Below are 26,696 nucleotides of genomic sequence, written 5' to 3'. Positions count from 1 at the left end.
CGTTAAAAAAGATAATTAACTGGTATTGTCCGCAGATGCAGGGTAATACCAGGTTTTGGTACGTAATAAGTATGTTAATATTTGTTAAAATGTTACTTTAAAGTGATTTACTACGTATCGATAAGTTAATTTTGCTTACTTTACTATATAACTTTTAAACAAACTCGTGAAAAAGAGCTTTACTAAAACAATTTTATTTGCCGCGTTTATAGTTGCCGTTGCTTTGGCAGGTGCAGGTTGTGGTAAAAGCGGAAGTGTTACACCAGTAACCGTACCGACTTTAACCACAATGGATGTGGTTACTGCCGAAAGTGGAACAATAGCCTATGCAGGCGGTTTATTTAACGGACAGCAGGATGTTAGCCTCGGTACTTATGGCATTTGCTATAGTTCAACCAATCAAACACCAACTACGGCCGATAAGAAAACTACTGATACCGTACTACAATTTGCTTATACAACCAAAATTACCGGTTTAAGCCCTAAAACAACTTATTACGCGCGTGCCTACGCCCTAAACAGTGCGGGTACCGGTTATGGTAAAGTTATCCAGTTCACTACCGGCGACGGTACTGCTTATGCAGGCGGCACAGTTAGCACACTGGCGGGCAACGCGGGATCTGACTTTATTGACGGCTTAGGGAGCGCCGCTTTCTTTGACAGTCCGCAGGGTATAACGGTTGGTGCTGATGGCAATATTTATGTTGCTGATTCATTCAACAGTGCTATACGTAAAGTCACCACGGCGGGAAATGTTACTACGCTGTCGGGTAATGGCGCTATAGGTTATGTTGATGGCCCTATAGCAACAGCCCAATTTTATGCCCCGCAAAGTTTAGTTACCGATGCAACAGGTAATATTTACATAGCTGATTACGGTAATAACAATATTCGTAAAATTACACCAGATGGTACCGTTAGTACTTTTGCAGGCAGCGGTGATGCCGGTTATGCAGATGGAACCGGTACTAAAGCAACATTCAATAGTCCACGCGGCCTGGCAATTGATGGTTCCGGAAATATTTTTGTTGCCGATATGGGTAATAACCTGATCCGTAAAATTACATCGGCAGGTGTTGTTACTACATTTGCGGGTAGCAGGGGTGCAAGCTACCTGGATAATGCAACCGCCACCAGCGCTACTTTTAACAGACCTAACGGCATAGCTGTTGATGCCAGTAACAACGTTTACGTGGCCGAAGCGCTTAATCACACCATTCGTAAAATCACTCCTGAAGGAGTTGTTTCCACGTTTGTTGGCGGCAATAAGCAAACTACCCTTGTTGGCGGTCCGTCAGCTATCGCGTTTGATAAAAGCGGTAACCTGTTCATAACTGATCAGAACGGCAGAATCCTGGAAATCACTAAGGACAGGGTGTTAAGGACTATTGCAGGTAACGGCACAACAGGCTTTGCAGAAGGTGTTGGCACCGCAGGTATCTTTAATTCGCCGCAGGGCATCACGGTTGATGCCAGCAACAATGTTTATGTGGCCGATTACTATAATAATCGCATCCGTAAGATCGTATTGCAGTAAGCTTTTACTGTTTAGATATTTTCAGCGGGATAGTTTTTCTTTTGGGAAAAGTTATCCCGCTTTTTTTATATGGAATTGTGCTATTCCCCCCTCTCAAGGGTAATAGCAGATGAGTTGACAATTCCCTCCCTTGGGAGGGGTGCGTTAGGATCGCGAGTTGGCGGGGAGGGGTTTGTACGCCATTTAGTGAATAAGCCTGCCTATGAAACCCCTCCCTACACCCTCCTAGGGGAGGGAATCGCACAGCCCCATGCTTTAATATTTATTCTTTGACTAAGTGGGGTAATAGTTAAAAGTATCTCCCTCTCTCTAATTTTTCTTAAAATCATAAGCCCCGCGCTCCACAAAATCAGCCACTTTTACCCGTACACCTGTAACCTCGCCGTTTTGTACGGTGAACGGAAATACAGCCTTTCCTAACGTAGGATCGGAAAATGTAACGTAGAACCGGTTGCCGCCAAGGGGTTTTAGCAATGCATACATTTTTGGATGATGCTCAAAGCGCATCTCAAGGTTGTTACCTTCGCCTTGTGTAACTTCCATAATGCCATAAAACTCGTTGGTGTATTTGCCAAGGTATTTGTTAGGCAATAACATAGGCTTGAGGTTTAACAGCACAGAATCTTTTAGCTTTTTATCTTCGGCTTGTTCTGTCGCGGTATTGGCTTTGTATTGCTTTAAATAACCTTCGCTGTAGTTACGGAACGGTTGTTTAAAGTAAGCATCCAGAATGTCCCAGCGAAGGGCCTCAAATAGTAGGTTTTGATCTGTATTGGTTAATATAACAATGCCCAGGTTATCCTGCGGCGAGAGTGTTACTGATGACAGATAGCCATTTACGCCGCCATCATGCATTACGAGGCGATGCCCTGAGTAGTCCTGTATAAACCACCCCAGGCCGTAAAGCTCAAAGTTATTTTCGCCGTTCATGTGGTGAACGCTGCCAACAATATCTTGCGGTACACGGGTAGCCTCAATAGCCGCAGCGGGAATCACCTGGCGTTGCCCTACCTTACCATTGTTCAATAACGCCAATACCCATTTACTCATGTCATTTACCGATGAGCTGATAGACCCTGCCGGCGCGATCCCGTCTATCTGGCAATAGGGGATAGGGGTGAGCCTGCCATCAACAATGGTATGAGGTACTGTACGGTTTATAGAAGTTGGCAGATCTTTACTTAAAGCTAAAGTATTACCCATGCCCAGTGGTGCAAAAATAGCCTCTTTTACATAAGCCTCCCACGAGTGCCCGTTGGTTACTTTTGGAATGATTTCACCGGCTGTTAAAAATGCAGCGTTGGTATAACCCCAGCGTGTGCGGAAGGGATAGGCGGCTTTTAGCCTGCCCAGGCGTGCTATTACATCCTGGCGGGTAAGATTGGTGTTATAAAAAGTAAAGTCGCCCTGAAAGGTCTGGAAACCGAGGCGGTGACAAAGCAGGTCGCGTACAATTACCTGCTCGCTCGCGTTTTTATCTTCCAGTTTAAATTCGGGAATGTATTTGGTTACCTTATCATCTAAAGATAGCTTTTTATTGGCCTGCAGCATGGCGAGAGCGGTAGCCGTAAAAGCCTTGGTATTGCTGCCTATCATAAACAGGGTATTTTCATCAACCTTGTTCATGAGGCCAAGCTCTTTAATGCCGTAACCCTTCATCAGCACAACTTTGTTATCCTTTACAATACAAACGGCTACACCGGGCACACGCCAGTTGGTGAGGGCCTTGCTGATGTAAAGATCTAAACTGTCTTTAATGAATTTGCTCCTGTCGGCATGCTGGGCATTTACCGAAGTGAAAAGTAACATGCAGGCAACGAGCAATAGAGGTATTTTTTTCATTACAGAGGGCTTTAGATTTCTTTATTGTGCTAATTTAACGCAAAATTTACAGTGACGTTATCTAATAAATAAAAATAGCGTTGCTCTATTAATTCAAACTAAATGTATATGAAATTTTACCGTTCGGGATTAACTTTCCTTACCGCACTACTGTTAATTATCCAGCAGAATACCGCCCACGCGCAGCATAGCGGTGTTAACTGGACAAAAGACGGCAATCAATACTACCGCATCACCGGTGGACAGATCATCATGATCGACGCTCGGGATACATCTAAAAAAACTGTTTTTATCACAAAGCAAGAACTGACCCCGGCAGGTAAATCGCCTATCAGCGTAAAAAGGTTTACCGTGAGTGAGGATAACAAAAAAGTGCTTATCAATACCAACACCAAAAAGGTATGGCGCTATGATACCCGCGGCGATTACTGGGTTTATGACTCAAACACTAAAAAACTTTGGCAACTGGGTAAAAACCTGCCCGAATCTTCATTGATGTTTGCTAAGTTTTCGCCGGATGGCAGTAAAGCGGCTTATGTAAGCGGTCATAACATCTACATGGAGGACCTGGCCGATGGTTCGGTTAAGCAATTAACTACCGATGGTACTCAAAAGCTCATAAACGGCACTTTTGACTGGGCTTATGAAGAAGAGTTTGGCTGTCGCGATGGTTTCCGCTGGTCGCCGGATAGCAAATCTATCGCTTACTGGCAGTTGGATGCAAGCAAAACCAAAACTTATTTGATGATCAACACTACCGATTCGGTTTACCCGTTTGTTGTGCCTGTTGAATATCCTGTTGCCGGCGAAGATCCAAGCTCATGCAAAGTGGGGGTAGTTAACACCGCAACCGGCAAAACAACCTGGATCAATGTTCCGGGAGATGCTATACAGCACTACATTCCTAATATGGAATGGGCTGATAACTCAAACGAAGTTATCCTGGAGCAATTGAACCGTGCGCAAAACGAAAGCCGCGTATTTATTGGTAATGTATCAAATGGTACAACCCGTTCTATCCGTGAGGAGCACAATGATTCATGGATTGATGTTAAAGCCCGCGTAGCTGGCGGCGACCCTGTAGGCTGGGGCTGGATTGAAAAAGGTAAAAGCTTTTTATGGCTGAGCGAAAAAGACGGATGGCGCCATTTATATAAAGTAACCCGTGAAGGCAAGGAAAGCCTGATCACTAAAGGTAACTATGATGTAATCGGCATCGACATGATTGATGAAGCTTTGGGATATGTATACTTCATCGCATCGCCTGATAATGCTACACAAAAGTATCTTTACAAAATAAAATTGAGCGGCGGCAAAGCAGAGCGTGTTTCGCCTGCTGATGAGCCGGGAACGCACAGCTATGATATATCGCCTAACGGCAAAGTAGCGTTGCATAATTTCAACAACAGTTACACCCGTCCACAAAGTGAGGTTGTAAGCCTGCCCGAACACAAGCATATTACCGGTACTGTAATAACCGTTGATAAAGACGCTAAAAACAAGCCGGAATTTTTTAAGATAAAAACAGTTGATGGCATTGAAATGGATGGCTGGATGATGAAGCCAACCAATTTCGACCCAAATAAAAAATACCCTGTACTGTTTACTGTATATGGCGAACCTGCAGGACAAACCGTAACGGATACCTGGGGTACGGGCCGTAACAGGCTGTATGAAGGCAGCATGGCCGATGACGGATATATTTACATGTCGGTTGAAGGTCGTGGCGCTCCGGCCCCTAAAGGTACTGCATGGCGCAAGGCTATCTACAAAAATATCGGCATCATCAACATCCGCGATCAGGCTATGGCTGCCAAAGAGATCATCAAATGGCCTTTTGTCGACTCAACCCGTATTGCGGTACACGGCTGGAGCGGTGGTGGTTCGTCAACCCTTAACCTGATGTTCCAGTATGGTGATATCTACAAAACCGGTATCGCTGTAGCGGCTGTTGGTTCGCAGCTTACTTACGATAATATTTACCAGGAACGTTACATGGGCGTACCTACCGATGAGGCTGGTCGCGCGGCATTTATCAAAGGTTCGCCTATTACTTATGCTAAAAACCTGAAAGGTAATTTGCTTTACATCCACGGTACCGGCGATGACAATGTGCACTACAAAAACGCCGAGTTGCTGATTGATGAGTTGATAAAATACAACAGGCAGTTTCAACTGATGTCGTATCCTAACCGTACGCACTCGATATCAGAAGGTGAAGGCACAACAGAGCATTTACGTACCCTGTTTACACAGTACCTGAAAGCTAAATGCCCTCCGGGAGGAAGATAATTGTGAGGATTTGAAAAATAAATTAAAAGGGAGATCAAATGGTCTCCCTTTTTTTGTCAGTCATGTTTGCGTTTGTTTGGTATTAGTGTCATTATTATATGTGTCTGTGAAATTCTTAATTCCCCGTAGGGGATACCTGTTTGTAGCAAAATAATCGTTAGTAAAATTTGTGCACCGTTAGGTGCTACCCTTCTGCATGGCGCTAATGTATGCGCATATCGGGTAGCACCTAACGGCGCAAATGATTATGCAAAATAATGTTCTACAAACAGGTAGCGCCTAATGGCGCAAATCGGCAAGGTGTTTACGGGTTGGTTGCAGGAGGGGATTATATGATGTTACGCTTGTTATAACTTTTGGATAGTTACCTTAAAGGCATGAGCAACGTTTAGTGAAATAATAATATTCAAATTATGAAGTAACGTTGCCATGGCCCTTCCTGAATAAAACCGGCGACGTATCCGTATGCTTTTTAAAGTAATTGCTGAAATGTGTTGCTTCAGAAAAGCCAAGCCTGAAAGCGATCTCTTTAATGGAAAGTTTTGAATTTTGCAGTAGTGATTTGGCTTCGGCAATGGTTTTTTCGGCTATCCAGGTGCTGATGGTTTTGCCGGTTTTAATTTTGATGACGTTACTCAGGTAATTGGGATGCAGACTTTGTGCATCGGCATAATCCTGCACACGGAAAGCTTGTTCGGCAACACCACTGCTAAGGTCACGATAGTGTTTCTCGAGCAGGCGTTTAAAGTTCTTTACAATTTCTGAGCTGCGGTTACCTTCGTATATCGGGTTATAATCCTTCCAGAAATATTCCTTAAATTTTAACAGCATTACTACAAACAGGTTGCCGATGATACGGTAGCGGTAGGGGCTATTTGAGTTATACTCCCTCAATATTTGATGATATAAAATATCAAACTCATCAAAAACCTCCGGACTAACTACCCGCGCCGGAAATGTTTCGGCCAGCAAAAAGGAAAACTCATCAAAAATATTAGCATGAACGTTTTCCTTCAGGAATGATTCACTTAATGTGAACAGGTAAACATCGCCTATATGCTCCCAGTTAAACGAACGAAAATGCCCCGGATTGGTAAAGTAGATGGCTCGTGGCTGCAGTTTATAATTATGCTCATCAATAGTATAATCACCATCCCCGCTTTTAATAAAGGCAAAAACAAAAAAATTAAGCCTGCTCAACGGCGATTTAAACGGCGTGGGCTGGTTTATATCCTTCAGGTTGAAAACCGTAAAATCGGTATGCTTTATGAGTTCAAGCGGCAAGCCCAGGTGCTTGTATTGGTCATAAAGGGTATTAAAGATCTGCTTTTCATTGTCCTGGTGGTGCATGGGGGAAGATGTTTACTCCAAAGCTATGAGGGCTGCGGCAGATTTGCAAGAACCGGTAAAGCAATAAAAAAAACGGCTCATTGTTAGATCATAACAATGAGCCGTTTAAAATAAGGTTATTTATAGCTCTTAGTCAAAGCTTACGCTGCCATAACTGGTGCTGATGGTAATGGTTTTATCGCTGCCACCTTTGCCTAAATGGCCTTTGTAGGTTTTAGTTGGGTTAAAGCCACGTTCACCATCGGCAGGGGTTTTACTGGTGATGTTAACATCATGGCCGTTGTAATTAAAGCTGCCGTAGTGTACAGTAATATCGAAATCGGCATTCTGCCCATCGCTTACACCAAGCTTTACACTTGAATATGACGAGTTAACCGAAAGGTTTTTTACATTTTTATCAACCTCGCCAATATTTAAGGCGCCGCTGAACTTTACGTTGATGTTACCTGATGTGGTAATACGGCCAATTTTTGCCGATCCATAGCTTACATCCGCGTTAAGCTTGTCGCAATCGCCGAGGTTAAGGCTCCCGTAGGCCACATCAAGGTCGCTTCCTGTTAAGGTTTCAATAGTGGCACTGCCATATCTTACCCTGATTTGATTGCCAGGATTAGTCAGCGCTTTTGCGCGGAAGCTGCCATATGAGTTATTGATATTAAGCTTGCCGCTAAGATCAGGTAACTCTGTATTACCATATTTGTTGTTGATGGTAAGCGGGTTCCTGGCAGGCATATACACGGTATAATTGATCTCCATTTTACGGAACGCATTTTTTTTGCCAAATAATGATCCCCAGATACCACCATCATTGTCGCTATCTCCCTGGTTAATAGATGTTCTGAAAGAAACACCTGAGCCATCTTTGCTATCCTTGATGCTTACCGCGTCCAGCATTTTTTGCACCTTATCTTCATCATTAGCACCTACCACAATCTGTACATCAACCTTTACCTCACTTTTTGCCCAGGTAAACACAGTTACTTTACCATATTTGTTATCGATATTAATTACATCATTACCATCAATACTGTAGCTTTTGCTGTAGGTTTTGGTTTTCTCAACTATATCGCCGTTTTGCACTTGCTTTTCATAGCTCTCGTCACCATCGTAATTGTAACTAAAATTCTGGTCGAAATTTTTGAAACCGAAGTTTACGTTAGGGCTCAGTTTCTCAAACTTATCTGCAAACTTCATGCTGTCGAAATCCTTGAACTTCAATTTAAATTTTAAAGAGTCAAGCATTTTGAACCGCATGCTGTCCTTAAACTTAAAAGCAAGCTGCTTATTAAGGCGAACCATGTTTTGCATTTTAAGCTGGATCTGTTTTTGCTGCTGCACGCGCAGGTTATTCATCTGCTTTTGCAAATCGCGCATTTTGGTGCTCAGTTCCTTCATTTTTTCCTGGTACTCCTTGCTATTGGTCGCCGGTGTCCAATCACCATTAAGTTCAGCAGCGGGCGGCGGTGAGGGTGGTAATACCGGTTTTGCCGGAGGCGGAGGAGGAGCTGCAGGACTTACCTGTGCAAAGTTTGCTGTACTTATGGTTAACAAGCCGATAAGTGTTAGCAGGGCCGGACTAAATATTTTTAGTTTCATTGTTTTGTTCCTTTTTCATCTGGTTAAACTGTTCAATTACATTTAATTGCTGGTTTAGCACCTCGGTTTGTATTTGCAGGTTCCGGATCATTGCACGTAAAACACGTTCCTGGTTAGGGCTGGTGACTAAATCATTGTTTAGTTTTTTATAGGTGGAATCCATTTTAGCTATCTCGGCGCTGAACTCCTTGTATAGCTGCGGATCGTTTTTAGATGCTGATTTAAGTTCGGTAAGCTTGGTTTCAACAAGCGATGCGTAATGCACCCGCTGTTGCGCATACTCGGGGTTGATGGCTGCAAAGTCAACGCTTTTTACGCCTTTCTGGCTTTGTATATATATGCCGAAGCCTATCCCCATTACGATGATCACCGACGCGGCCACTTTTAGTACGAAGGCCAGCGAAAAAGTCTTTGCTTCGCGCTTTTTGGGCTGCTGATCTTCCTCGTCCAAAAAATTGAGCTGCGCCTCAATTTTACCCCACAGATCTGCCGATGGTTCTATCTCGTTAAATTCTTCGTTATTGTCGTGCATGAAATCTTCAAATCGCTTGCTCATGATACTGTTCCTTTCCTGTTTAAAATTTCAATTAACTTCCTTTTAGCTCTCAAAAACTGGGTTCTTGATGTGTTTTCTGATATGTTCAATATTTGTCCTATTTCTTCGTGGTCATACCCTTCAAGCAGGTACAATGATAATACAACACGGTAACCATCGGGCAGTAATTTCATGCCCTCCTTTACCCGGGCAACCTGGTATTGTATGTCTTCGTCGTCCCAGCTTTCATCGTCGGCAATATTTTCAAGGTGGCCGTCTTCCAGTTCAACCAGTTCAAGCTTCCGCTTGCGCAGCATATTGATTGACCGGTTAACAACGATTTGCTTAAGCCAGAGGCCAAATGTGGTATCCTGCCTAAAATCCTTCAGCTTGGCAAAGGCATCCACAAAAGCTTCCTGCAGCACATCTTCCGCTTCGGCAATATCGCCCACTATCCGAAAGGCCACGTTCAGCATAGCTTTCGAATACAGACGGTAAAGCTCATAGCAGGCCTTTTTGCTTCCCTGCTTGCACTCAATTACCAGGTTGTAATGTTTGTCAATATATATCGCTTCCAAATTTGTGACCAGCTTCAGGTTAATAGACGCAACGCATTTTACAACGTTGCACATATGTGAAAAATATTTTTTTAATTACTGATAATTTTTTTGAAAGTTTTAAGTTGAGGTGGATTTTAGATGTGCAAATTTGTAGATGTGCAAATTTCAAATGTGCAGATGTGCAAATTGAAAAGGTGGCATGATGAGCCGATTCCGGTTATGCGAATAAGCTGTTTGGTGCCAATAATATCCGCATGGATATCTTTATTCAGTCTTCAAATCTGAAATTTGCACATCTACAAATCTGCACATTAATCCCGGTCATCCTTTAATCCTAAAAATCAAGGTTCAGATACCTATCAATCGCCTTTACCGCATTATCATGTCTTTCCTGGCCTAAGCCTGATATTATTACATAATTAGCGTTAAGCGCCTGAAGTTCACGGTGCCAAACGTTCATGAAATATTCCCGCTTGGTAGGGAAGTTGCGTAAAGGATCATCCTGCCAGGGCATGTCGATATCCAGGAGCAGGTATAAGTCATAGGGGTGGCGCGGCAGTTCCTCAAGTACCTCCTGCGGAGCGCTGCCAAACATTTCCTCGCTCCAGATCTTTACGGTTAAAAAGGTAGTATCGCAAATCAGGATACCATTGGCCTGCGGAGTTAGTTTGTTTTCGAGTGCCACCTGGCCGTGAAACATATTCACCTCGTCCTGCCAGGTACAATCGCCTGTGAGGTTTGCGCAATACTCACGCGAATACTCAGGCACAGCTATTGTATTATAATGTGCCGCGAGATATTCAGACATGGTTGATTTACCTGTTGATTCTGGGCCTACAACTGCTATTTTGAGTATTTTGTTCATGTGGGGAAAACTAAGAAGCGCAGGAATTGTGCGATTCCCCTCTTGAGAGGGGTGGAGGGGTGTGTTCCTACTTTGATAAATCAATTGTAGAAACACACCCCCGCTATCGCTCCATCCTTCGCTCCCCCTCTCAAGAGGGGAACTAAAAAACTTTTTTGATTCGGACGTTAGCTGCCGTTCAACTAATCTCCAGTCACTAACCTCTAATTTCTCTACTCCGTTTTCTTAGGCACTCTTGTTGGTGTATCCTGTCCCGAAACAATAGTACGCGAACTCAACGCTATCGCGCGGATCGTCGAAGTAATGTTATCCACATCCAGTGTGCTAAACTCATCGCCAACGGTATGGTATAGTTTATCTATATCAATCTGGTCGGTTGAGATGGTGTGTGCAGGTACGCCAACTTCGGCCAGCGAGGCGTTATCACTTCTGTAAAACAAGTCCTGGTCCGGGTATGGGTCCGGATAAAATTTAAAGGTGGTACCTTCCAGGTTCTTCTGTAAGATCTTACCAAAATCGGATCTTTCAAAACCGGTGATGAATGCGGAGTTAGTACCAAATTTTGAAGCCTTGCCAATCATTTCAATATTAAACATGGCAACTACCTTATCGGCATCTACTTGTTTCGCAAAATACTGTGAGCCATATTCGCCAATCTCTTCGGCAGTAAAGGCTACAAAAATCAGGGTACGGGCATTGTTGTCAAGCTTTTTGTAGTATTTAGCCAGGCTTAACACGGCTGTTGTACCTGAAGCGTCATCATCGGCACCGTTGGCAATGCTGTCGGTTACTCCTGGTTTATCAGGCTTAATGATACCCAGGTGATCATAGTGGCCCGAAAATACTACGTATTCATTTGGTTTGGTCTTGCCGGGGATGATACCTGCTACGTTAAACAGTGGCAACTCCTGGGTTTTTACTTCGCAGTTTACATCAAATGATGTAACGTTATCAAACTTGCCGGATACAAATATGATTGGCGCTTTTGCTTTTCCTTTGAAATTGGTTGAGCCGGCACCAATATAGCCCTTAATACGGCTAAAGAGGCTTTTGAATTTAGGATCAACCAGTAAAAGGGTTTTGGTATCGCTTTTAAACGCTTTACGATATTCGGTGCGGAAATCCTTATCGGGGCCAACTGTAATCACCTGTACATCTTTATCACCTGCCCATTTAAATGAATCGGCACTGCTTGCAAACGCGCTGTCGGCAGCTACTGTTTTACCATTGATACTTACCGTTAAGCTTACCGGGGTTGAACGCACCATGGTAAAGTTTTGGCGGTAACCGGTGTTACCTTCCATCGGCTTTAGACCGGCCTTTTTATATTCGCTTTCAATGAATTGAGCTGCCTTTTCAATGCCGGGCGTAAAAGTTGCCCTGCCCTGCATATCATCTGCCGACAGCGTTTTGATGATGCGGGTTACATCATCTTTACTAACCAGTTTGTTAACATCCTGGGCAAAACTATAAGCCGAAACGCTTAATAATGCCGCTGTTACTATTGATATCTTCTTCATAGTTATTTGACTTTTGATTGCAGCCAGTTGTTACGGAAGGTTTCCTGTTCTTTGCTCAATTGTTTACCTGCCTTTTCAAAGGTTACTACCTCAAAGTTTGGATTTTCTTCAAGGGTGATGGTGGTTTCATGAGCGCCTGTGCGGTTTTTGTAGTTTATGATTACTTTATCGCCCGGTTTTTTATCGGCAATAATGTCGCTAAAGCCTTTCTGGTCTTTAATGTCTTTTCCGTCAACTTTCAGGATAACATCGCCTGCATCAAGACCTGCTTTATAAACCGGTGTGCCTATGGTTGTGCTTGAAAGTATTGGCAGACCTTCGGCGTCGGCAGCACGTACCTGGCCTGCACGACCGCGACCCGGGGTAGCGGCCAGCGGGCCGGCCCAGCCTTTACCCGGTTGTACTTTCTGTAAAACCAGGCCTGCTTTTGCCAATAGTTCTTCGTAATTATTTTTGTCGGTTCCGTTGATGTGGCGCTTAAAGAAATCGGCCGCGAATTTTGGATTGTTGGTTACTTTGCCTAAATCGCTTTGCAGATCGGGAATAGTATACGGCTTCATTACTTTGCCACGGTTAAGCCAAACAGCGCGCATGTAATCATCAAGCGTCATGTTAAAATCACTGCGTAAGCGAAGGTCAAGCGCTAATGCGATAGCACCACCGTAGGTATAATAGCTGGTAAAATCGTTAACGTTATTGTTAGGGTCGATAGATACGCCCGCGTCGGCAAATACAGAATAACGGCTCATCTGTGCGGCCGAATATTTAGCGGCCCCCGGCGTGTTTAAAATCTGGTTAACTAAACCTGCAATGGTTTTGGTGTAATCATCCAATGTGTTGAAGCCGGAGCGGGTAAGCAATAATTCGCCGTAATATTGGGTGAAACCTTCGGCAAACCAAAGCTCGCTGCTGATGTTGGCATGCTCAAAGTTAAATGGCTCCAACGATTTTGGGCGGATGCGTTTCACATTCCAGCTATGGAAATATTCGTGCGCGTAAACGCCCATCAGGTTGTTTTCAAACCCCTCTACTTTAGGCGCGGGAATAGTTATAGAAGTGGAGTTACGGTGCTCCATTCCATCACCGGATACAGCGGGGTTTACATCGCTTACAAAAGTATATTCGCCAAAATCGTAGGCTGGTAATTCGCCAAATACTGCCTTTTCTTCCAATACCAGCTTTTGGATCATTTTTCCGAAATTATCTATCACAGCCTGGCTATCGTCCGAGTGCATGGCAAGGTTTATTTTTTCTTTCTTACCATCGGTATTTACCACATCCCAACTGCTAACATTGTAGTTAGATAGTTCGGTAGGGCTATCCATCATGTACTGCAAACTTGGAGCGCTGTACACGCTTGAGCCCTCATGTTTAAGCTGTGAAGCTACTTTCCAGCCGTATTTATCCAGATCATCAAACTGAATGGTAAGCGGGCGTTTGTCTTGTCCAACAACCCACATAAAAGTGGCAGGCATATTCAGGTGGGCATGGCTTGGATCGATAGAAGCGTAAGTACCATCTGTCCAGTTACCGAAAAGCGTATAGTTCACTTTTACAGTGGCCGGATGTTCTCCAACTTCATAAACATCGCCTTCAACCTGTGTTAAAGGCAACTCTTTGCCGTCAACATCGGTAGCTTTAACGTTATAGATATTTTTGCCAAACTCATGTGTTGCATATCGGCCGGCAGATGAACGGCTCATGCGTACCCTAAAGTTACCAACCGGCGCTTGCGGAATGGTCATGCTTATTTCGGCCTCATGATGGGCGGCGTTAGGAAATGATATGGAATAGTAAATGGCTTTTTGCGGTTCCTGCTGTGCCATAACATTGCACGCAAGCGCGGAGGCAGCGGTAAATAGTAGTAATTTTTTCATCAACTTAAATTATCTGCGCTGAAATTACTATTAAATCGGCAAAAAAATAATATCAATATTATTACCTGCTATGGGTTCGCCAACCCTTTTAAAACTCTCGTTCTGACGCTTTCGTTTAATTATCCGTACATTTAAAGAAATTCCCGGCTTATGATCCTTTTTTCAAGAAGAAATTTACATTACACCGATTATAAATGGACTGCTTACATTCAGAATGATCCGCGTGTAAATGGCAGGCCAGATCATACAGTGTTTAATAAAAACGAGGGGAACGAAATGGTGTATCTCATTAACAAATTAATGATGATATGGGACTACCGTTTTGCCAATACCGGCAATAAAATGGAAAAACTGATCCATGATAAACTTCCGGCAGAGATTAGCAGCCAGGAAGAGGTACAGCAATGGCTTAAAACAAATCTCAAGTTTTAAATAAATAATAATAAGGATAGCACGAGGTACAGCGCAATTGTTTTTTGCTTTGAGCCTTCTGCTTTAAGCTTATCTTCTATCCAAACAACAAACTGAATACTTCCTCAATACTGCTTACGATCTTGATGTCGATATCGTAGCGCGAGAGGTCCATGCGCTTTTTATCCTGGCCGCTTGCAGGGAGGTTGTATTTGGAGATAAAGATCTGGTTGAAGCCGAGTTTTTGTGCTTCGGCAATGCGCTGCTCTACCCGGTTTACCGCCCTAATCTCGCCCGAAAGTCCGAGTTCGCCGGCAAAACAGGTTTTGAAGGGTATCGGCATATCCTCGTGCGATGAAATAATGGCAGCGGCAAGCCCCAGATCAATAGCGGGGTCTTCAACCCTGATGCCCCCGGTAATATTCAGGAATACATCCTTTGCGCCCAGCCTGAAACCACAGCGCTTTTCCAGTACGGCCAGCAGCATGCTCATGCGTTTGGTATCAAAGCCGGTAGCGGTACGTTGCGGTGTACCATAGGCCGACGCACTAACCAATGCCTGGGTCTCGATCAGCATCGGTCGCATCCCTTCTAACGTAGCAGAAATGGTAATGCCGCTCAATGGGGCTTCCCGGTGTGAGAGCAATATTTCCGAAGGATTGGATACTTCCCGCAAGCCTTCGCCCATCATTTCATAAATGCCCAGCTCCGATGCCGAGCCGAAGCGGTTTTTAATGGTGCGTAATATGCGGTAAACATGATGCCTGTCGCCCTCAAACTGTAACACGGTATCAACCATGTGCTCCAGTATTTTGGGGCCTGCTATCATGCCATCCTTAGTGATATGGCCAATTAAAAACACTGGTGTCGAAGTTTCTTTGGCAAAACGGAGCAGTTCGGCGGTACATTCCCTAACCTGTGATACGCTGCCTGGTGTTGATTCGATATGTGCCGAGTGCAGGGTCTGGATAGAGTCGATCACAACCATATCCGGCTCCAGTGCCTCTATTTGTTTAAAAATGTTTTGGGTTGAGGTTTCTGTAAGGATATACGCACCTTCGCCGATAGGTCCCCCCTCGGGCGATGCCAACCTTTCTGCCCTCATCTTGATCTGTCGTTCGCTTTCCTCGCCCGACACATACAGCACTTTCTGGTTAGGCATGTTGAGGGCAAGCTGCAGCATCAGAGTCGATTTGCCTATGCCCGGCTCACCGCCGATAAGTACCAATGAGCCCGGAACAATGCCGCCGCCCAAAACACGGTTAAACTCTTTATCTGGGGTAGGTACACGGTGCTCTTCGGAATACGTGATCTCCGTAACCGGCACAGGTTTGTTGGCCCGCTGCTGACTGGTTGAAGCAGGCTTCCAGGCGGGTACTGATGCATTGCCTTTTTCAATCACCTCTTCAACAAAGGTGTTCCATTGCTGGCATGACGGGCATTTGCCCAGCCATTTGGGCGATTCAAAGCCACAGCTTTGACAAAAGTACGCGATCTTGGATTTGGCCATTTTAGATTTGCAGATTACAGATGTGCAAATATGCAGATTATATTTAAAATGCTAAATTATTTAGTAATTTAAATATGGGACTTTTTGATTCACCGTATTACTTTTTGTCTGCATAAGTCCTGAAATATCCGCACTCCTTTAGCGCCTCTTTGTAATAGGCTGTTTGGTTATACTTGGCCTTTAACTCGGCAAAATAGTTATAGTAAGCATCAATTACCGATTTGCTGATTTTTCCTTCGGAAAGTTTTTCGTAGCCGTTAAAACCAGGATCGTTATAAACTTCATTTAGCGCGCATTTGCTCAGCATAAATGTACAACGGGCGCGTTGCTCATCGGTAGCTGCGTTTTTTCGGGCCAACTGATAATACTTTATAGCAACCTGCATAGAAGTCAGTTTGTCATCCATCCGCGGTTCGCCTTCATAGTAATAGCGACCGGTTGGCCCGGTAGCTACCACGTCCGATTCATAGAACAGCCTTGCATTACCATAGTACGTGATATTGTAATAAGCGTTGGCGGCGGCATAAGCATTACGGTAAACGTTTTTGCCCTGCTTAATTTCGGTATCCAGCGTATAAAGGGTTTGCAAAAAGCTCAGCGGAGTAAACTTTTGCTTTTGCGGCGCTTCATGGTCACAATCATGACAGTCGGTTAACCTGCCTGTAAAAGGGTTGCCGGCAAGCAAAAAATTCTCAGGTGTCATCTTTTTAAGTTGGGCAATGGCTTCCGGTAATTTTTGCTGATAAGCCAGCATGATAGCCTGATGGTAATATAAATTATTTAGCGTTATCGGGTAATAACGAAGCATGGCCTGCTCAAACGCGGTTTTGTCCGGTTTATTGAGCAGATCTATCATGTGTTGCACCCTCGCGCTATCGGCATAAAAATCCTGCGCATTGTTATTAAAACATATCTCCCTGATAGCGTTACCTTGTTTTTTATAAAGGCGGGAAATAGCCAGGTTGCAAACCGATATCGCATTGCTAAACCGCAGATCTTTTATTTTAAGCTTATTATCGCGCAGGTTGGCAAGCCAGTTAAGCGGCTCAATTAATTTAGCTTCGGCATTGGCATCCATTTTTTTCAGGCTTTTAATGTATAGCATCATATCCAGCAGTTTGGCCTGCGCCACAATCATTTTGTCACCGGCGGGGAACTGGCTTTTTGCTGTTGCGTAATACTTTCCGGCTGCGGTATAGTTGCTATCCAAAAAGTTGAGGTAACCGGCGGCAACGTTCCAATAGTAAGGCTTGGCGGTATTGTTTTTTGAGGCGATGTCTTCTACCAAACGTTTACCCGCATTGTCGGATCTTTTGACCGAATCAGTCGCGTTTCCCCAGCCTGTTCCAGCCTCCCGTACATTAATGAGGCGACTTAGCAGCAGATCGAGCTTTTCGGATTTGGGATTGATGGCTATTATAACTATTATGGCTCTTGAGGCATCATACTGTACGCCCAACATATGCCATAAGGTTATCTTTTCCTCCGGGGTTTTGGCAAGCTTCAATGTAGCATTCCAATCACTTTCATTTTGCGGGTGGAAACTCCAGAAACTCGGGATCTTCAATTTATAGGTGTAGTCGTAGCAGAGGCTGTACAGGTAATTTGATAGCGCGTAGTTTTTTTGCCTGTAATAATATCCGGCTACGTAGCCCATTGTACGATAGTAAATTAGATTTTTAGGAAAATGATCTTTAAACTGATCGAACAGTTTCACGGTTTTGTTTGATGGTTCATCCAGAAAATAGTAATAACGTACCATTTGAAACCAGATACGTTCTTTAATAAAAGGATCGGTTTCTTTATCATAAGCCCCCACCAGCGCTTGCCCCAGGTTCACCGGCGAATGATTGGGTTTTACTTTATCCCACGAATAATACTGATCGTTCACAGAATAAGCCTCGGCATTTTTGGCCAGCTTAAGGTAGCTGTAAAAGGCGTTAAGCATTTTTGCCGGTACATTGCCGGTAACAATAGCAGGATATTTAGCAGGTAGCGCTTTAAGCGAACCGGTAGATTTACGATAGATAGAATCAACGGCGCCCGCACTGGCTTTAAGGAGCAGGTATTGAAGCGACGTTTTATTGAATTGGTGATTAAAATGCTCATACCATTCATCAACAATATTGTCGTTATACCAGGTATTGCTGCCGTCGGTATAGCCTAAGCCGTAGTAAACCTCGTTGCCGGTGTAAAAGAATGGCGAATATTGTTTGTTAACAAAATATTCGGGGGTAAAAACAGAGTACTCTTCTTCATATGAGTCGGCGCAGGCCCAGATCACACCTGCTATAGTGAGTGTACATAAACTAAAAACGAGCAGAAATTTGCGTAAGGGTTTCCTGGTTAAATTTTGAAAGGTCGATGTTGGCCAGTTCATAGTAGATGATGGTTGTATGTTGTTGTTTAGGCAGATGCTGTATTATTTGTTCGGCGGCGGTGTTCAATGTTTTACCGTCCGTTTCTTCAAGTTTAAAAATATCATTTTGTTTTACATAAATTCCTTCCATGAAAAAGCTTGTCACGGCGCGATAGTTGGCCTGCCCTTCAATCTGTTCAAAATGAGAACGGTCTGCAAGTTGTTGCCTCCCGATTTTTCCGTAAACCTGTATAACCCTGCTATCGCGGATATGAATAGCCCAGGAGAACAACGGCAAGGCGATATCCAGCTTTAAAGGGTACACACTTAGATAATCGATATACTTACCGGCGTCCTCTTCATTGTAAATTGAATTGGGTTGATGCAGACCGGCATTGAGCTTACCCATATTGTAAAACATCAATACGCCACGGTCGGCAGGGGGGACTCCTGTACGGTCTTTAAATTTAACCTGGTGTAGGCGAATGGTTGCTTCCAACTGCTTTTTGCTGAGTTTTTTAAATGCCGCCAAAAAGCTGAAGTATTTAAGCCGGGTACTTAGCGACCAATCGCAGTCAACTTGTACCGCGGTATAGCTGATCTTCTTTTCTGTGGCCAGCTCATTAATCAGCTTGTTACAATGCACTGCAAGGGTAGTTACTGCAGTATCGGTAATGTTTTCAAAAGTTTTATTGGTGATATAGATAACGGGAATAATGTTCAGCCCTGCCGGGATTTCGTTAAGCTGCACAACGGCATTAGGGTAGGAGCGTTTTTCCTGATCATTCCAGCTTACATCAAAAAAATGGATGTAAGCATTGTTGCCGGTTTGTTTTAGTAAAGCTGCCTGTTGCCCGTTGAGGCTGAAGCCGGTTTTCCAGTAGTAAAAAGCAGTTGAAGCATTGCCGGGTTTGCGGCAGGAAGCCACATGAAGTAACAATACTACTATTATAAACCACCGGAAATATTTAAGCATAGGTAATGCAGCAGGTTTTTTAACGATGGTAAAGTAAGGGAATTTTTGATATATTGTTTGGGGGAACCAGTATTACATTCTATCTGGTCGAAGTTTAGCGCCAGCGTAACTTCGATCCCAAAACGGGTTAAGCTTTCAGCTTAACTGAAACAGACCAACTTTTTTAATATTTCAGGTAGGCGAGCAGAATGCTTGCCTTATTTTAGGACGAAGTTACGCTGTCGCTAAACTTCGACCAGGGGTGATAAGGAGATACCCCTGCGTAACTGCATAAAGATGCTTATGAGAAATATAGTTTTTTTAGAGGAACCCAATAAATACTCTGACGAAAATGAATTTATCGCTCACCTTCCAAAGGTTAGAGGAGAAGATGAGTTATTAAAAAAGCTAAGTGAGGCGCTTGAATTTCCAGACTACTTTGGGAATAACTGGAACGCACTATATGATTGTTTGTGCGATTTTCATTGGATGGCGAAGAGGGGGATTGTGTTGGTTCATCATGAGCTGCCTCTTCTTGCCGATGATAAAATAAAGATTTACCTAAATGTACTTTTTGATGCGGCCGGAAGTTGGCTTGATAATGAAGAGCATTATTTCAAGGTGATTTTTCCCGAGAAATCGAGGCGGTTTTTAGAGGCTAATCTTCTGATGTGAGTATCACAGCGCAAAGCGCCCTTATGGTTTCGTTTAATTTACCTTCAGAATTTAGTTCTACAAGTTCAGCCTCTCTGAAAATTCGTTTATGTGATTTTCCCTCGTGCTGCGCGTCTATGGTAATAAAGGCTTCAGCGTTTAAGCTATCCGGGCCGGATCTTGTAACATTGAGGACTTCGAAGTGTGGTTCGAAAACTTCCTTTATTCTGTCAACTATTTCCATATCTCAAAAATAGCGATTAAAACATTGCAATGTATGCATCGCATTTAACCTGTGTGAGTTATGTTATCGCTAAATTTTGATGAAATATAGAAGAGGGGAAAATAAAAAGAGCAGATGCTCATCCAAACATCTGCTCTTTTAAAGATCTTTAATTTGTGCCATTTTCAAACAGTTGCACTTCTGAAAGTTTTACAGTTTAATTTCTTCGTCTTTTGATGAGAAGAAATGGAATTCCGTGATCTGGTAGGATGGGTTGCTTTTAACCTTTATCCATTGGCCATATTTGATAAACCACTTCATTTGGCGGTTATAGATGCCTTTTTTAATGTAGGCTTCAATATATGGGTGCACGCACAGGGTAATCCCTTTTTCGTTTTGCTCGGTAAGGATATAATTGAAATTATTTTCAATATCATCCATCAGCAAAATGGTTGGCCTTATAGTGCCGGTTCCGTTACAGGTTGGACAAACCTCGCTGGTAACAATGTTCATTTCTGGCCTTACACGCTGACGGGTGATCTGCACTAAGCCAAATTTGCTCGGAGGCAAAATGGTGTGCTTGGCACGGTCGTACTGCATTTCGGCACGCAGAAAATCAAAAAGCTCTTTACGGTTTTGAGGTTTGTGCATATCGATAAAATCGATCACCACAATGCCGCCCATATCGCGCAGGCGTAATTGCCTTGCTATTTCTTTGGCGGCTTCCTTGTTTACCTGGTAAGCGTTCTCTTCCTGGTTTTCTTTACTGGCTGTACGATTACCGCTGTTTACGTCAATAACGTGCAGGGCTTCGGTATGCTCAATTACCAGGTAAGCGCCACCGGCAAGGTTCACGGTTTTACCAAACGCTCCCTTGATTTGCTTTTCGATACCAAAATGGTCAAATATAGGTTCCTTATGCTTGTGCATGCGGACTATACTTTCCATATCGGGCGATATTTCATGAATGTATGAACGAATTTCTTCGAACATACTGTTGTCATTGGTATAAATGTGCTGAAAATCGGGGTTCAAAATATCCCTGAGGATAGTTGATGTACGCCCAATTTCGCCCAATACCTTTTTTGAAGGCTCAACAGATGGCAGCTTGGTAATAAACTGCTCCCATTTTGAGATCAGATCAAGCAGGTCTTTCTGCAGCTCATCAACTCCTTTACCTTCGGAAACTGTACGGATGATAACGCCAAAATGCTTTGGCTTAATGCTTTCAACTACTTTCCGGAGCCTGGTGCGCTCAGTATTGCTTTTTATCTTTTTCGAAATGGAAATAGCTTCCGAAAAAGGTACTAAAACAACATACCGGCCTGCTATTGACAGGTCGGAACTTAAACGTGGCCCCTTAGTTGATATGGGTTCTTTGGCTATCTGTACCGGGATAAGCTGGTTTTTGGTCAATATCTCGGAGATTTTGCCTCCTTTATTGATATCGGCCTCAAGCTTAAACCCATCCAATAGCTTAGATTGATATCCCCCGCTACGTACCTGTTTGGTCAGTTTAAGCAGGCTTTGTACCTGCGGACCAAGGTCAAGATAATGCAAAAAGGCATCCTTCTCATAGCCAACGTCAACAAAGGCGGCATTTAGGCTGGGCATAATCTTTTTGATACGGCCCAGGTAAATATCGCCAACTGTATAGTTGTTGCTTACCTGTTCTTTGTGAAGCTCTACGAGTTGTTTATCCTGTAATAATGCAATGGTAGCCCCGTTGGGGGATGAATCGATAATTAATTCTTTTATCAATTGCTACTCCATTTCTTATAACGGTAAAAACCGTGTGTTAATAAGTGGGTAAAAAAACACTAATAAATAAAAAGTTACCAGCCCCGGTTGGGGGCAGGTAAACCATTAATGTTTAGTCTTAAGTCGTTAGTCGAAAGTTTAAAGTCAAGAAAAAGAAGACTTTGTACTTAAGACTAAGTACTATCGACTTAACACAAATGCTTATTTCTTTTTATGTCTGTTTTTTCTTAAACGTTTTTTACGTTTGTGGGTAGCCATTTTGTGTCTTTTACGTTTTTTACCGCTCGGCATAATAATAATTTTTAAATGTGTGTTAGTTATTTAATTCCTTGATATATCCATCAATGCGCTGACTGAATACGGGGTCAGGCATCATTTCTTTGCATTTCTGGTAAGCGTCAATAGCTTCCTTTTTCATACCCAATTGCTTATAGCTTTCGGCTAAATAGAAAGTCGGTTCCAGTTCCTGCTTTTGCGCAAGCAGTGTTTTAAACCTGCCTACCGCTTTTTCATACTGACCCGATTTCATGGCAAACATACCTAAGTTAAGGTTAGCGTTCCAATTGTTCGGGTCTTTTTTTACAACCTCAAGCAACAGCGCTATACCCTGCATAGGGCCGGCTGCGCCGTTAACGTAAGCTATGCCCAACCCGGTTTTACCTTCAAGGCTTTCGGGCTGTAATTTCAAAGCATTTTGAAATGCTTCGGCTGCATTATTTACAAACGCGGGCTGAAATAAAGTATCCTGTGTAAGTTTATATGCATCATTAAAACGGTTACCTGCATTTATCCAGTCTTGCACCTTGTTTTCTTTACGGGCTACTGCCTGGTAATAGAATGCCGCGGGTGCAGGCTGGTTAACATCGTCCCAGTGTTTGGCCAGTTGCTGTTGCAAAGCTGGTGCATCTGCGTCTGATGCTTTTTTTAACTGGGCTTCAAGGTCGTTGATCTTAGCCGCCAATGCATCCCCAATAGCTGCTTTGGCCGGGGCCGATACCATATCAACAGTAACGTTAGCTGCCGGTTTAGTGGCGCCTGCAGAGGCAGCCATGGCCGGTTTGCTGTTTTTATCGTCTTTTGGTTTTACTAAACCTTTTACGGGCAACCAATACAAATAGCCCATAATAACAACTACGGCTGCACTAACGACTATTTGTTTCTTATTCATGATGGCGTATAATTATTTTTTGCTGGTTTTGTTACCTGACTTTACTTTCTCAACAAAAGTTTTAGCTGGTTTAAAGCTTGGCACAAAGTGCTCAGGGATAATGATGGCAGTATTTTTTGAAATGTTACGTGCTGTTTTTTTAGCTCTTTTTTTAACAACAAAACTACCGAATCCTCTTACGTATACGTTTTCGCCGCCAACCATTGAGCTTTTAACAACTTTGAAAAACGCCTCAACAGTTTCCTGCACGTCTACTTTCTCTATACCTGTTTTTGATGAGATTTCAGTTATAATTTCTGCCTTAGTCATATCTTATTTACTTAATTTTATTTTATAAATACTTAACTGTTTTGGGGTTGCAAAAGTATTGCTTTATCCGTTAACAGCGAAATATTTATCCGTTTTTTTTTGTTCAGCCCTTAAAACATACACTATCGTTACAATTTTGAGTATGAGAGCCTTATAAATCACGGGCAAAATACAGGTTGCCGGTTGTGAAGAGGTGTGAAAAAAAGTGTGCAAATCCACCATCCTGATAGGCCTGGGCAACACTTACCTTTCACACTTTTTTAAGCGGGTCCGGCCCGGATTTCTGAATTTCCTGTGGCAGTTTTCTTAACCCCAGTTTCCATTCCCGGTATCCTTAACTTCTTGTTTCCTGATTCCCGGCTTCCTGGTGCTGCAATTACTTACTTTTACATCGATGAATTTTACAGACGAAATAGTTCAATGGTATTTGAAGAATAAACGCGACCTGCCCTGGCGTAATACCACAGACGCTTACGTGATCTGGCTTTCGGAAATTATACTGCAGCAAACCCGGGTAGAACAGGGGATGCCTTACTTTTATCGCTTCCTTGAAAAATACCCCGATGTAAGCAGTTTTGCCGCCGCCCATGAAGATGAGATCCTGAAACTATGGCAGGGGCTGGGCTATTATTCAAGAGGGCGTAACATGCTTAAAACAGCGCGACTGGTGCAAGAGCTTCATCATGGCCGTTTTCCGGATAGCTATAACGAACTGATAAAGCTAAAAGGAATTGGCGAATACACCGCGGCCGCTATAGCATCGTTTGCTGCCAATGAAGCAAAGGCCGTGGTTGACGGCAATGTTTACCGAGTGCTGGCGCGGTACCTGGGTATTTACGAGCCCATCAACTCAACTGCGGGTAAAAAAACATTCCAGCAGGTAGCGGATGATTTTCTTAATAAGAAAATGCCGGGGCTGCATAATCAGGCCATGATGGAGTTTGGCGCTATGCTGTGCAAACCTAAAGCTCCGAGCTGTAATATTTGCCCTGTACGAATGGATTGTGTGGCATTTAATACTAACGCGGTGGCCGACCTGCCGGTTAAATTAAAAAACCTGAAAGTGCGCGAACGCTTTTTAAATTATTTCCTGGTAACCGACGGGGATACCGTTTTAATGAACAAAAGGGGTGATAGGGATATCTGGGCGAATATGTATGATTTGCCTATGGTTGAAACAGATACGCTTTTAAGCACAAAAGAATTATTGAAACAACCTGCGGTTTTAGATGTTTTTGGTAATGATATTGAAGCAATAGAAGTTTCGCCGGTGTATAAACATATTCTTACCCATCAGCGACTTTTTGTTAGGCTGATAAAAATTGAGAATCAGCCAATCAAAATGAATGAAAACTGGGTAAAAATCAAGGTTCAAAACCTTCCGGAATTAGCATTGCCGAAAATCATTTTTATATTATTAAAAAATATTTTTAATTTGTAAAATAATTTTGCGTTAATTTAGGGCATGTCTGGAATAAACAAAGTAATACTCGTTGGCCATTTGGGGAAGGACCCCGAAGTACGAAATTTAGAAGGTGGGGTGTCTGTAACGAGTTTCCCTTTAGCTACTTCCGAAACGTTTAATAAGGACGGTCGTAAGGTTGAACAAACCGAATGGCACAATATTGTAATGTGGCGCGGGCTGGCCGAGGTAGCCGCCAAATTCCTTTCAAAAGGGAAGCTGGTTTATATAGAAGGCAAACTCCGTACACGCTCCTTTGAAGACAAAGAAGGGATAAAGAAGTACACTACCGAAATTGTGGCCGAGAACTTTACTATGCTTGGCCGTAAAAGTGATTTTGAAAATGAGCCATTGAAATCACCTTCAAAAAACGGGGATTCGTTTATTGATCATTTAAATGCCGAAGACTATTAATTTGCCGATACTTTACTGAAAACAACCCCGACAAAAAAATCTTACACATCATGCCATATAGTACCTTGTACGCTGCGCATGATGTATAAGATTTCCTAAATCGTTACCTAAACTTATTTTCCCCGCCAATAACTACCAGATCTTTTCGCCTTTTTTCATTTGGTCGAGCTGTTTGTTTAACGCTTCGTTTTCTTTGCCATTTATTTTGATCAGCTTTTCAAAGGCAGCAATACCCGCTTCTTTTTCTCCGGCTTTGTACAGCAGACATGAATAAGTGTTCAGGTAATTCAGGTTTTCTTCGTTGCCGCCTGTGAGCGTGGATTTTGACCAGTCGGCAGCTGTTTTTAAATAATCTTGATTATCGCTATCAAGATATAACGACCATGCGTAGGAATTGAGCATATTTATGTCAAAACCTGATGGTCTGGCTGTATAAGCATTAACGGCCGCGATAAATTGCGGTTTGTCTCCGGTCCATTGGTAGTAAGCCGGTTTTGCACAAACAATCATGTCGTTGCCTCGCCCGGGATATCGTGCCTCAATTTTAGACTTAATTGCATCCCAGTTTACATCCGTTATGATATCGCCTGTATAGTAATACATAAACCCATTATCTACTTTCTTGCCATCCTTGCGCAGCAGCGGAAGTATGAGTTCGTCAAAAGCGATATTGTTGACAACTATGGCGCTTTGGCCTTTGCCTGCTACCATGTCTACTTTATCGGCATCACGAAGTAACACCGCAAAACCAGGGTCTGTACTTTTTTTAGTGACAACGGTTATCAACTTTATATTCTCTTCGGTAAGCAAATCTTTTTGGGTACGTAAATAAGCATTTGCCACGACAGGTATGAAGTTGATGTCGCCGGTTTGCTGAGCCGAATGTGTAAGCGTCAACAAAAGGTCGCGTCTCGTTTACCCTGTTCAAATTGCTTTTTAAGGTGTGTGTATTGGGTTGCCGGGTCAAGGGCAGATTTAGCTTTGGCTATAAAATCGTCGGCTTTAACTGTACCGCCAACCACAGTGTGCACTAATTCACCGCTTGGGTTAAAAAATAAAAAAGTTGGATAAGCTGCAATTTTATAGGTGCTCGCTAAATATTTAGCGTCCTTGTAAAATAGCTTCACATCGGCATTGTCATTTTTGGTTTGGTCAAACTGGACGGACACATTAATGAAATTCTTGTTGAAAAAGTCGCCTACTTTTTGCTGAGGGAAAATTTCATTCGCCATAATTTTGCAGGGTTCGCACCAGCTTGTAAAGCCATCAACAAATACATACTTGTTTTCTTTTTTGGCTTTCGCCTTGATCTGGGCCCAGGTAAGTCCTTTTTCAAATTTGATTCCTTTTTCGGCAGCTTGCAGGGTTGTGCTTAGTAGCAGCAATGCTATTATCAATACTTTATTCATGGCAGGTTTAATTGGTTAATGCAATTTAAATATTTCGCGATTAATAATCATTTTTTATTTATTGCACTTAATACCGCGTCAATTAAG

At 43.1% G+C, this 26,696-nt stretch carries 23 protein-coding genes; 6 read left to right on the top strand and 17 right to left on the bottom strand.

Annotation, left to right across the window (positions count from 1 at the left end; genetic code table 11):
• The first annotated feature begins 166 nt into the window (after positions 1-166).
• Entirely contained in the window at positions 167-1,537 is a 1,371-nt protein-coding gene (locus DUL71_RS28070) for an NHL repeat-containing protein (RefSeq protein ID WP_114941135.1), read from the top strand.
• 309 nt (positions 1,538-1,846) lie between these two features.
• Here the strand turns inward: DUL71_RS28070 and DUL71_RS28065 are convergent, their stop codons facing one another.
• Positions 1,847-3,379 carry a serine hydrolase gene (locus tag DUL71_RS28065; RefSeq protein ID WP_114941134.1) on the bottom strand — a complete coding sequence of 511 codons (1,533 nt, stop codon included), beginning with the start codon at positions 3,377-3,379 and terminating at the stop codon, positions 1,847-1,849.
• A gap of 108 nt (positions 3,380-3,487) precedes the next feature.
• Between DUL71_RS28065 and DUL71_RS28060 the strand changes: the two genes are divergently transcribed.
• Complete coding sequence (locus DUL71_RS28060) at positions 3,488-5,671, top strand: S9 family peptidase (RefSeq protein ID WP_425270984.1); 2,184 nt, start codon at positions 3,488-3,490, stop codon at positions 5,669-5,671.
• A 411-nt stretch (positions 5,672-6,082) separates the two neighbouring features.
• Here DUL71_RS28060 and DUL71_RS28055 read toward each other — a convergent pair whose 3' ends face one another.
• From DUL71_RS28055 to DUL71_RS28025, 7 genes are all read right to left on the bottom strand, one after another.
• Positions 6,083-7,021, bottom strand: a complete 939-nt coding sequence (locus tag DUL71_RS28055) for a helix-turn-helix domain-containing protein (RefSeq protein WP_114941132.1) — start codon at positions 7,019-7,021, stop codon at positions 6,083-6,085.
• Between the two features lie 129 nt (positions 7,022-7,150).
• The gene (locus DUL71_RS28050; RefSeq protein WP_114941131.1) at positions 7,151-8,617 is read right to left on the bottom strand and encodes a DUF4097 family beta strand repeat-containing protein; all 1,467 of its coding nucleotides are present in this window, start codon (positions 8,615-8,617) and stop codon (positions 7,151-7,153) included.
• Positions 8,598-9,173, bottom strand: coding sequence for a hypothetical protein (locus DUL71_RS28045; protein ID WP_114941130.1), 576 nt, complete (start codon positions 9,171-9,173; stop codon positions 8,598-8,600). The genes DUL71_RS28050 and DUL71_RS28045 overlap by 20 nt, the downstream gene beginning before the upstream one ends.
• Positions 9,170-9,784 carry an RNA polymerase sigma factor gene (locus tag DUL71_RS28040; RefSeq protein ID WP_114941129.1) on the bottom strand — a complete coding sequence of 205 codons (615 nt, stop codon included), beginning with the start codon at positions 9,782-9,784 and terminating at the stop codon, positions 9,170-9,172. The genes DUL71_RS28045 and DUL71_RS28040 overlap by 4 nt, the downstream gene beginning before the upstream one ends.
• Before the next feature lie 262 nt (positions 9,785-10,046).
• Positions 10,047-10,577 (bottom strand): AAA family ATPase, encoded by a 531-nt coding sequence (locus DUL71_RS28035; protein WP_114941128.1) that lies wholly within the window; start codon positions 10,575-10,577, stop codon positions 10,047-10,049.
• Between the two features lie 212 nt (positions 10,578-10,789).
• Complete coding sequence (locus DUL71_RS28030; protein WP_114941127.1) at positions 10,790-12,097, bottom strand: M28 family metallopeptidase; 1,308 nt, start codon at positions 12,095-12,097, stop codon at positions 10,790-10,792.
• Between the two features lie 2 nt (positions 12,098-12,099).
• Positions 12,100-13,974: a M61 family metallopeptidase gene (locus DUL71_RS28025; protein WP_114941126.1), complete on the bottom strand. Its 1,875-nt coding sequence runs from the start codon at positions 13,972-13,974 to the stop codon at positions 12,100-12,102.
• Positions 13,975-14,124: 150 nt separating this feature from the next.
• Between DUL71_RS28025 and DUL71_RS28020 the strand changes: the two genes are divergently transcribed.
• Positions 14,125-14,406, top strand: coding sequence for a hypothetical protein (locus DUL71_RS28020; protein WP_112568983.1), 282 nt, complete (start codon positions 14,125-14,127; stop codon positions 14,404-14,406).
• A 76-nt stretch (positions 14,407-14,482) separates the two neighbouring features.
• Here the strand turns inward: DUL71_RS28020 and radA are convergent, their stop codons facing one another.
• The 3 genes from radA to DUL71_RS28005 form a co-directional block, all read right to left on the bottom strand.
• Positions 14,483-15,895: a DNA repair protein RadA gene (gene radA, locus DUL71_RS28015; RefSeq protein ID WP_114941125.1), complete on the bottom strand. Its 1,413-nt coding sequence runs from the start codon at positions 15,893-15,895 to the stop codon at positions 14,483-14,485.
• Between the two features lie 97 nt (positions 15,896-15,992).
• Positions 15,993-18,275 (bottom strand): hypothetical protein, encoded by a 2,283-nt coding sequence (locus DUL71_RS28010; protein WP_154402491.1) that lies wholly within the window; start codon positions 18,273-18,275, stop codon positions 15,993-15,995.
• Positions 18,205-19,230 (bottom strand): hypothetical protein, encoded by a 1,026-nt coding sequence (locus DUL71_RS28005; protein ID WP_114941123.1) that lies wholly within the window; start codon positions 19,228-19,230, stop codon positions 18,205-18,207. The genes DUL71_RS28010 and DUL71_RS28005 overlap by 71 nt, the downstream gene beginning before the upstream one ends.
• 282 nt (positions 19,231-19,512) lie before the next feature.
• Between DUL71_RS28005 and DUL71_RS28000 the strand changes: the two genes are divergently transcribed.
• Positions 19,513-19,884, top strand: a complete 372-nt coding sequence (locus tag DUL71_RS28000) for a barstar family protein (RefSeq protein ID WP_161964526.1) — start codon at positions 19,513-19,515, stop codon at positions 19,882-19,884.
• Here the strand turns inward: DUL71_RS28000 and DUL71_RS27995 are convergent.
• From DUL71_RS27995 to DUL71_RS27980, 4 genes are all read right to left on the bottom strand, one after another.
• Positions 19,868-20,107 carry a hypothetical protein gene (locus tag DUL71_RS27995; protein ID WP_114941121.1) on the bottom strand — a complete coding sequence of 80 codons (240 nt, stop codon included), beginning with the start codon at positions 20,105-20,107 and terminating at the stop codon, positions 19,868-19,870. The genes DUL71_RS28000 and DUL71_RS27995 overlap by 17 nt on opposite strands.
• 189 nt (positions 20,108-20,296) lie before the next feature.
• Positions 20,297-21,847 carry an Rne/Rng family ribonuclease gene (locus DUL71_RS27990; protein WP_112568972.1) on the bottom strand — a complete coding sequence of 517 codons (1,551 nt, stop codon included), beginning with the start codon at positions 21,845-21,847 and terminating at the stop codon, positions 20,297-20,299.
• Positions 21,848-22,160: 313 nt separating this feature from the next.
• Positions 22,161-23,015, bottom strand: a complete 855-nt coding sequence (locus tag DUL71_RS27985; RefSeq protein WP_114941120.1) for a tetratricopeptide repeat protein — start codon at positions 23,013-23,015, stop codon at positions 22,161-22,163.
• Positions 23,016-23,027: 12 nt separating this feature from the next.
• A complete protein-coding gene (locus DUL71_RS27980) occupies positions 23,028-23,324 on the bottom strand; it encodes an HU family DNA-binding protein (protein ID WP_090534644.1) in 297 nt (98 codons plus the stop codon).
• Between the two features lie 394 nt (positions 23,325-23,718).
• Here DUL71_RS27980 and mutY point away from each other — a divergent pair, with 394 nt between their 5' ends.
• Positions 23,719-24,765 (top strand): A/G-specific adenine glycosylase, encoded by a 1,047-nt coding sequence (gene mutY / locus DUL71_RS27975; RefSeq protein WP_114941119.1) that lies wholly within the window; start codon positions 23,719-23,721, stop codon positions 24,763-24,765.
• A gap of 24 nt (positions 24,766-24,789) precedes the next feature.
• A complete protein-coding gene (locus DUL71_RS27970; RefSeq protein WP_112568966.1) occupies positions 24,790-25,200 on the top strand; it encodes a single-stranded DNA-binding protein in 411 nt (136 codons plus the stop codon).
• Between the two features lie 132 nt (positions 25,201-25,332).
• Here DUL71_RS27970 and DUL71_RS27965 read toward each other — a convergent pair whose 3' ends face one another.
• A complete protein-coding gene (locus DUL71_RS27965; protein WP_161964525.1) occupies positions 25,333-26,100 on the bottom strand; it encodes a hypothetical protein in 768 nt (255 codons plus the stop codon).
• Positions 26,094-26,609: a thioredoxin family protein gene (locus tag DUL71_RS27960; RefSeq protein ID WP_114941117.1), complete on the bottom strand. Its 516-nt coding sequence runs from the start codon at positions 26,607-26,609 to the stop codon at positions 26,094-26,096. Before DUL71_RS27960 ends, DUL71_RS27965 begins: the two co-directional genes overlap by 7 nt.
• Positions 26,610-26,696 lie beyond the last annotated feature (87 nt).

This window comes from Mucilaginibacter endophyticus, assembly GCF_003351025.1.
In the GTDB taxonomy this organism is placed as follows: Bacteria; Bacteroidota; Bacteroidia; order Sphingobacteriales; family Sphingobacteriaceae; genus Mucilaginibacter; species Mucilaginibacter endophyticus.
Note: the sequence above shows the minus strand (reverse complement) of the source record. Positions and strands in the feature narration are given on the sequence as shown.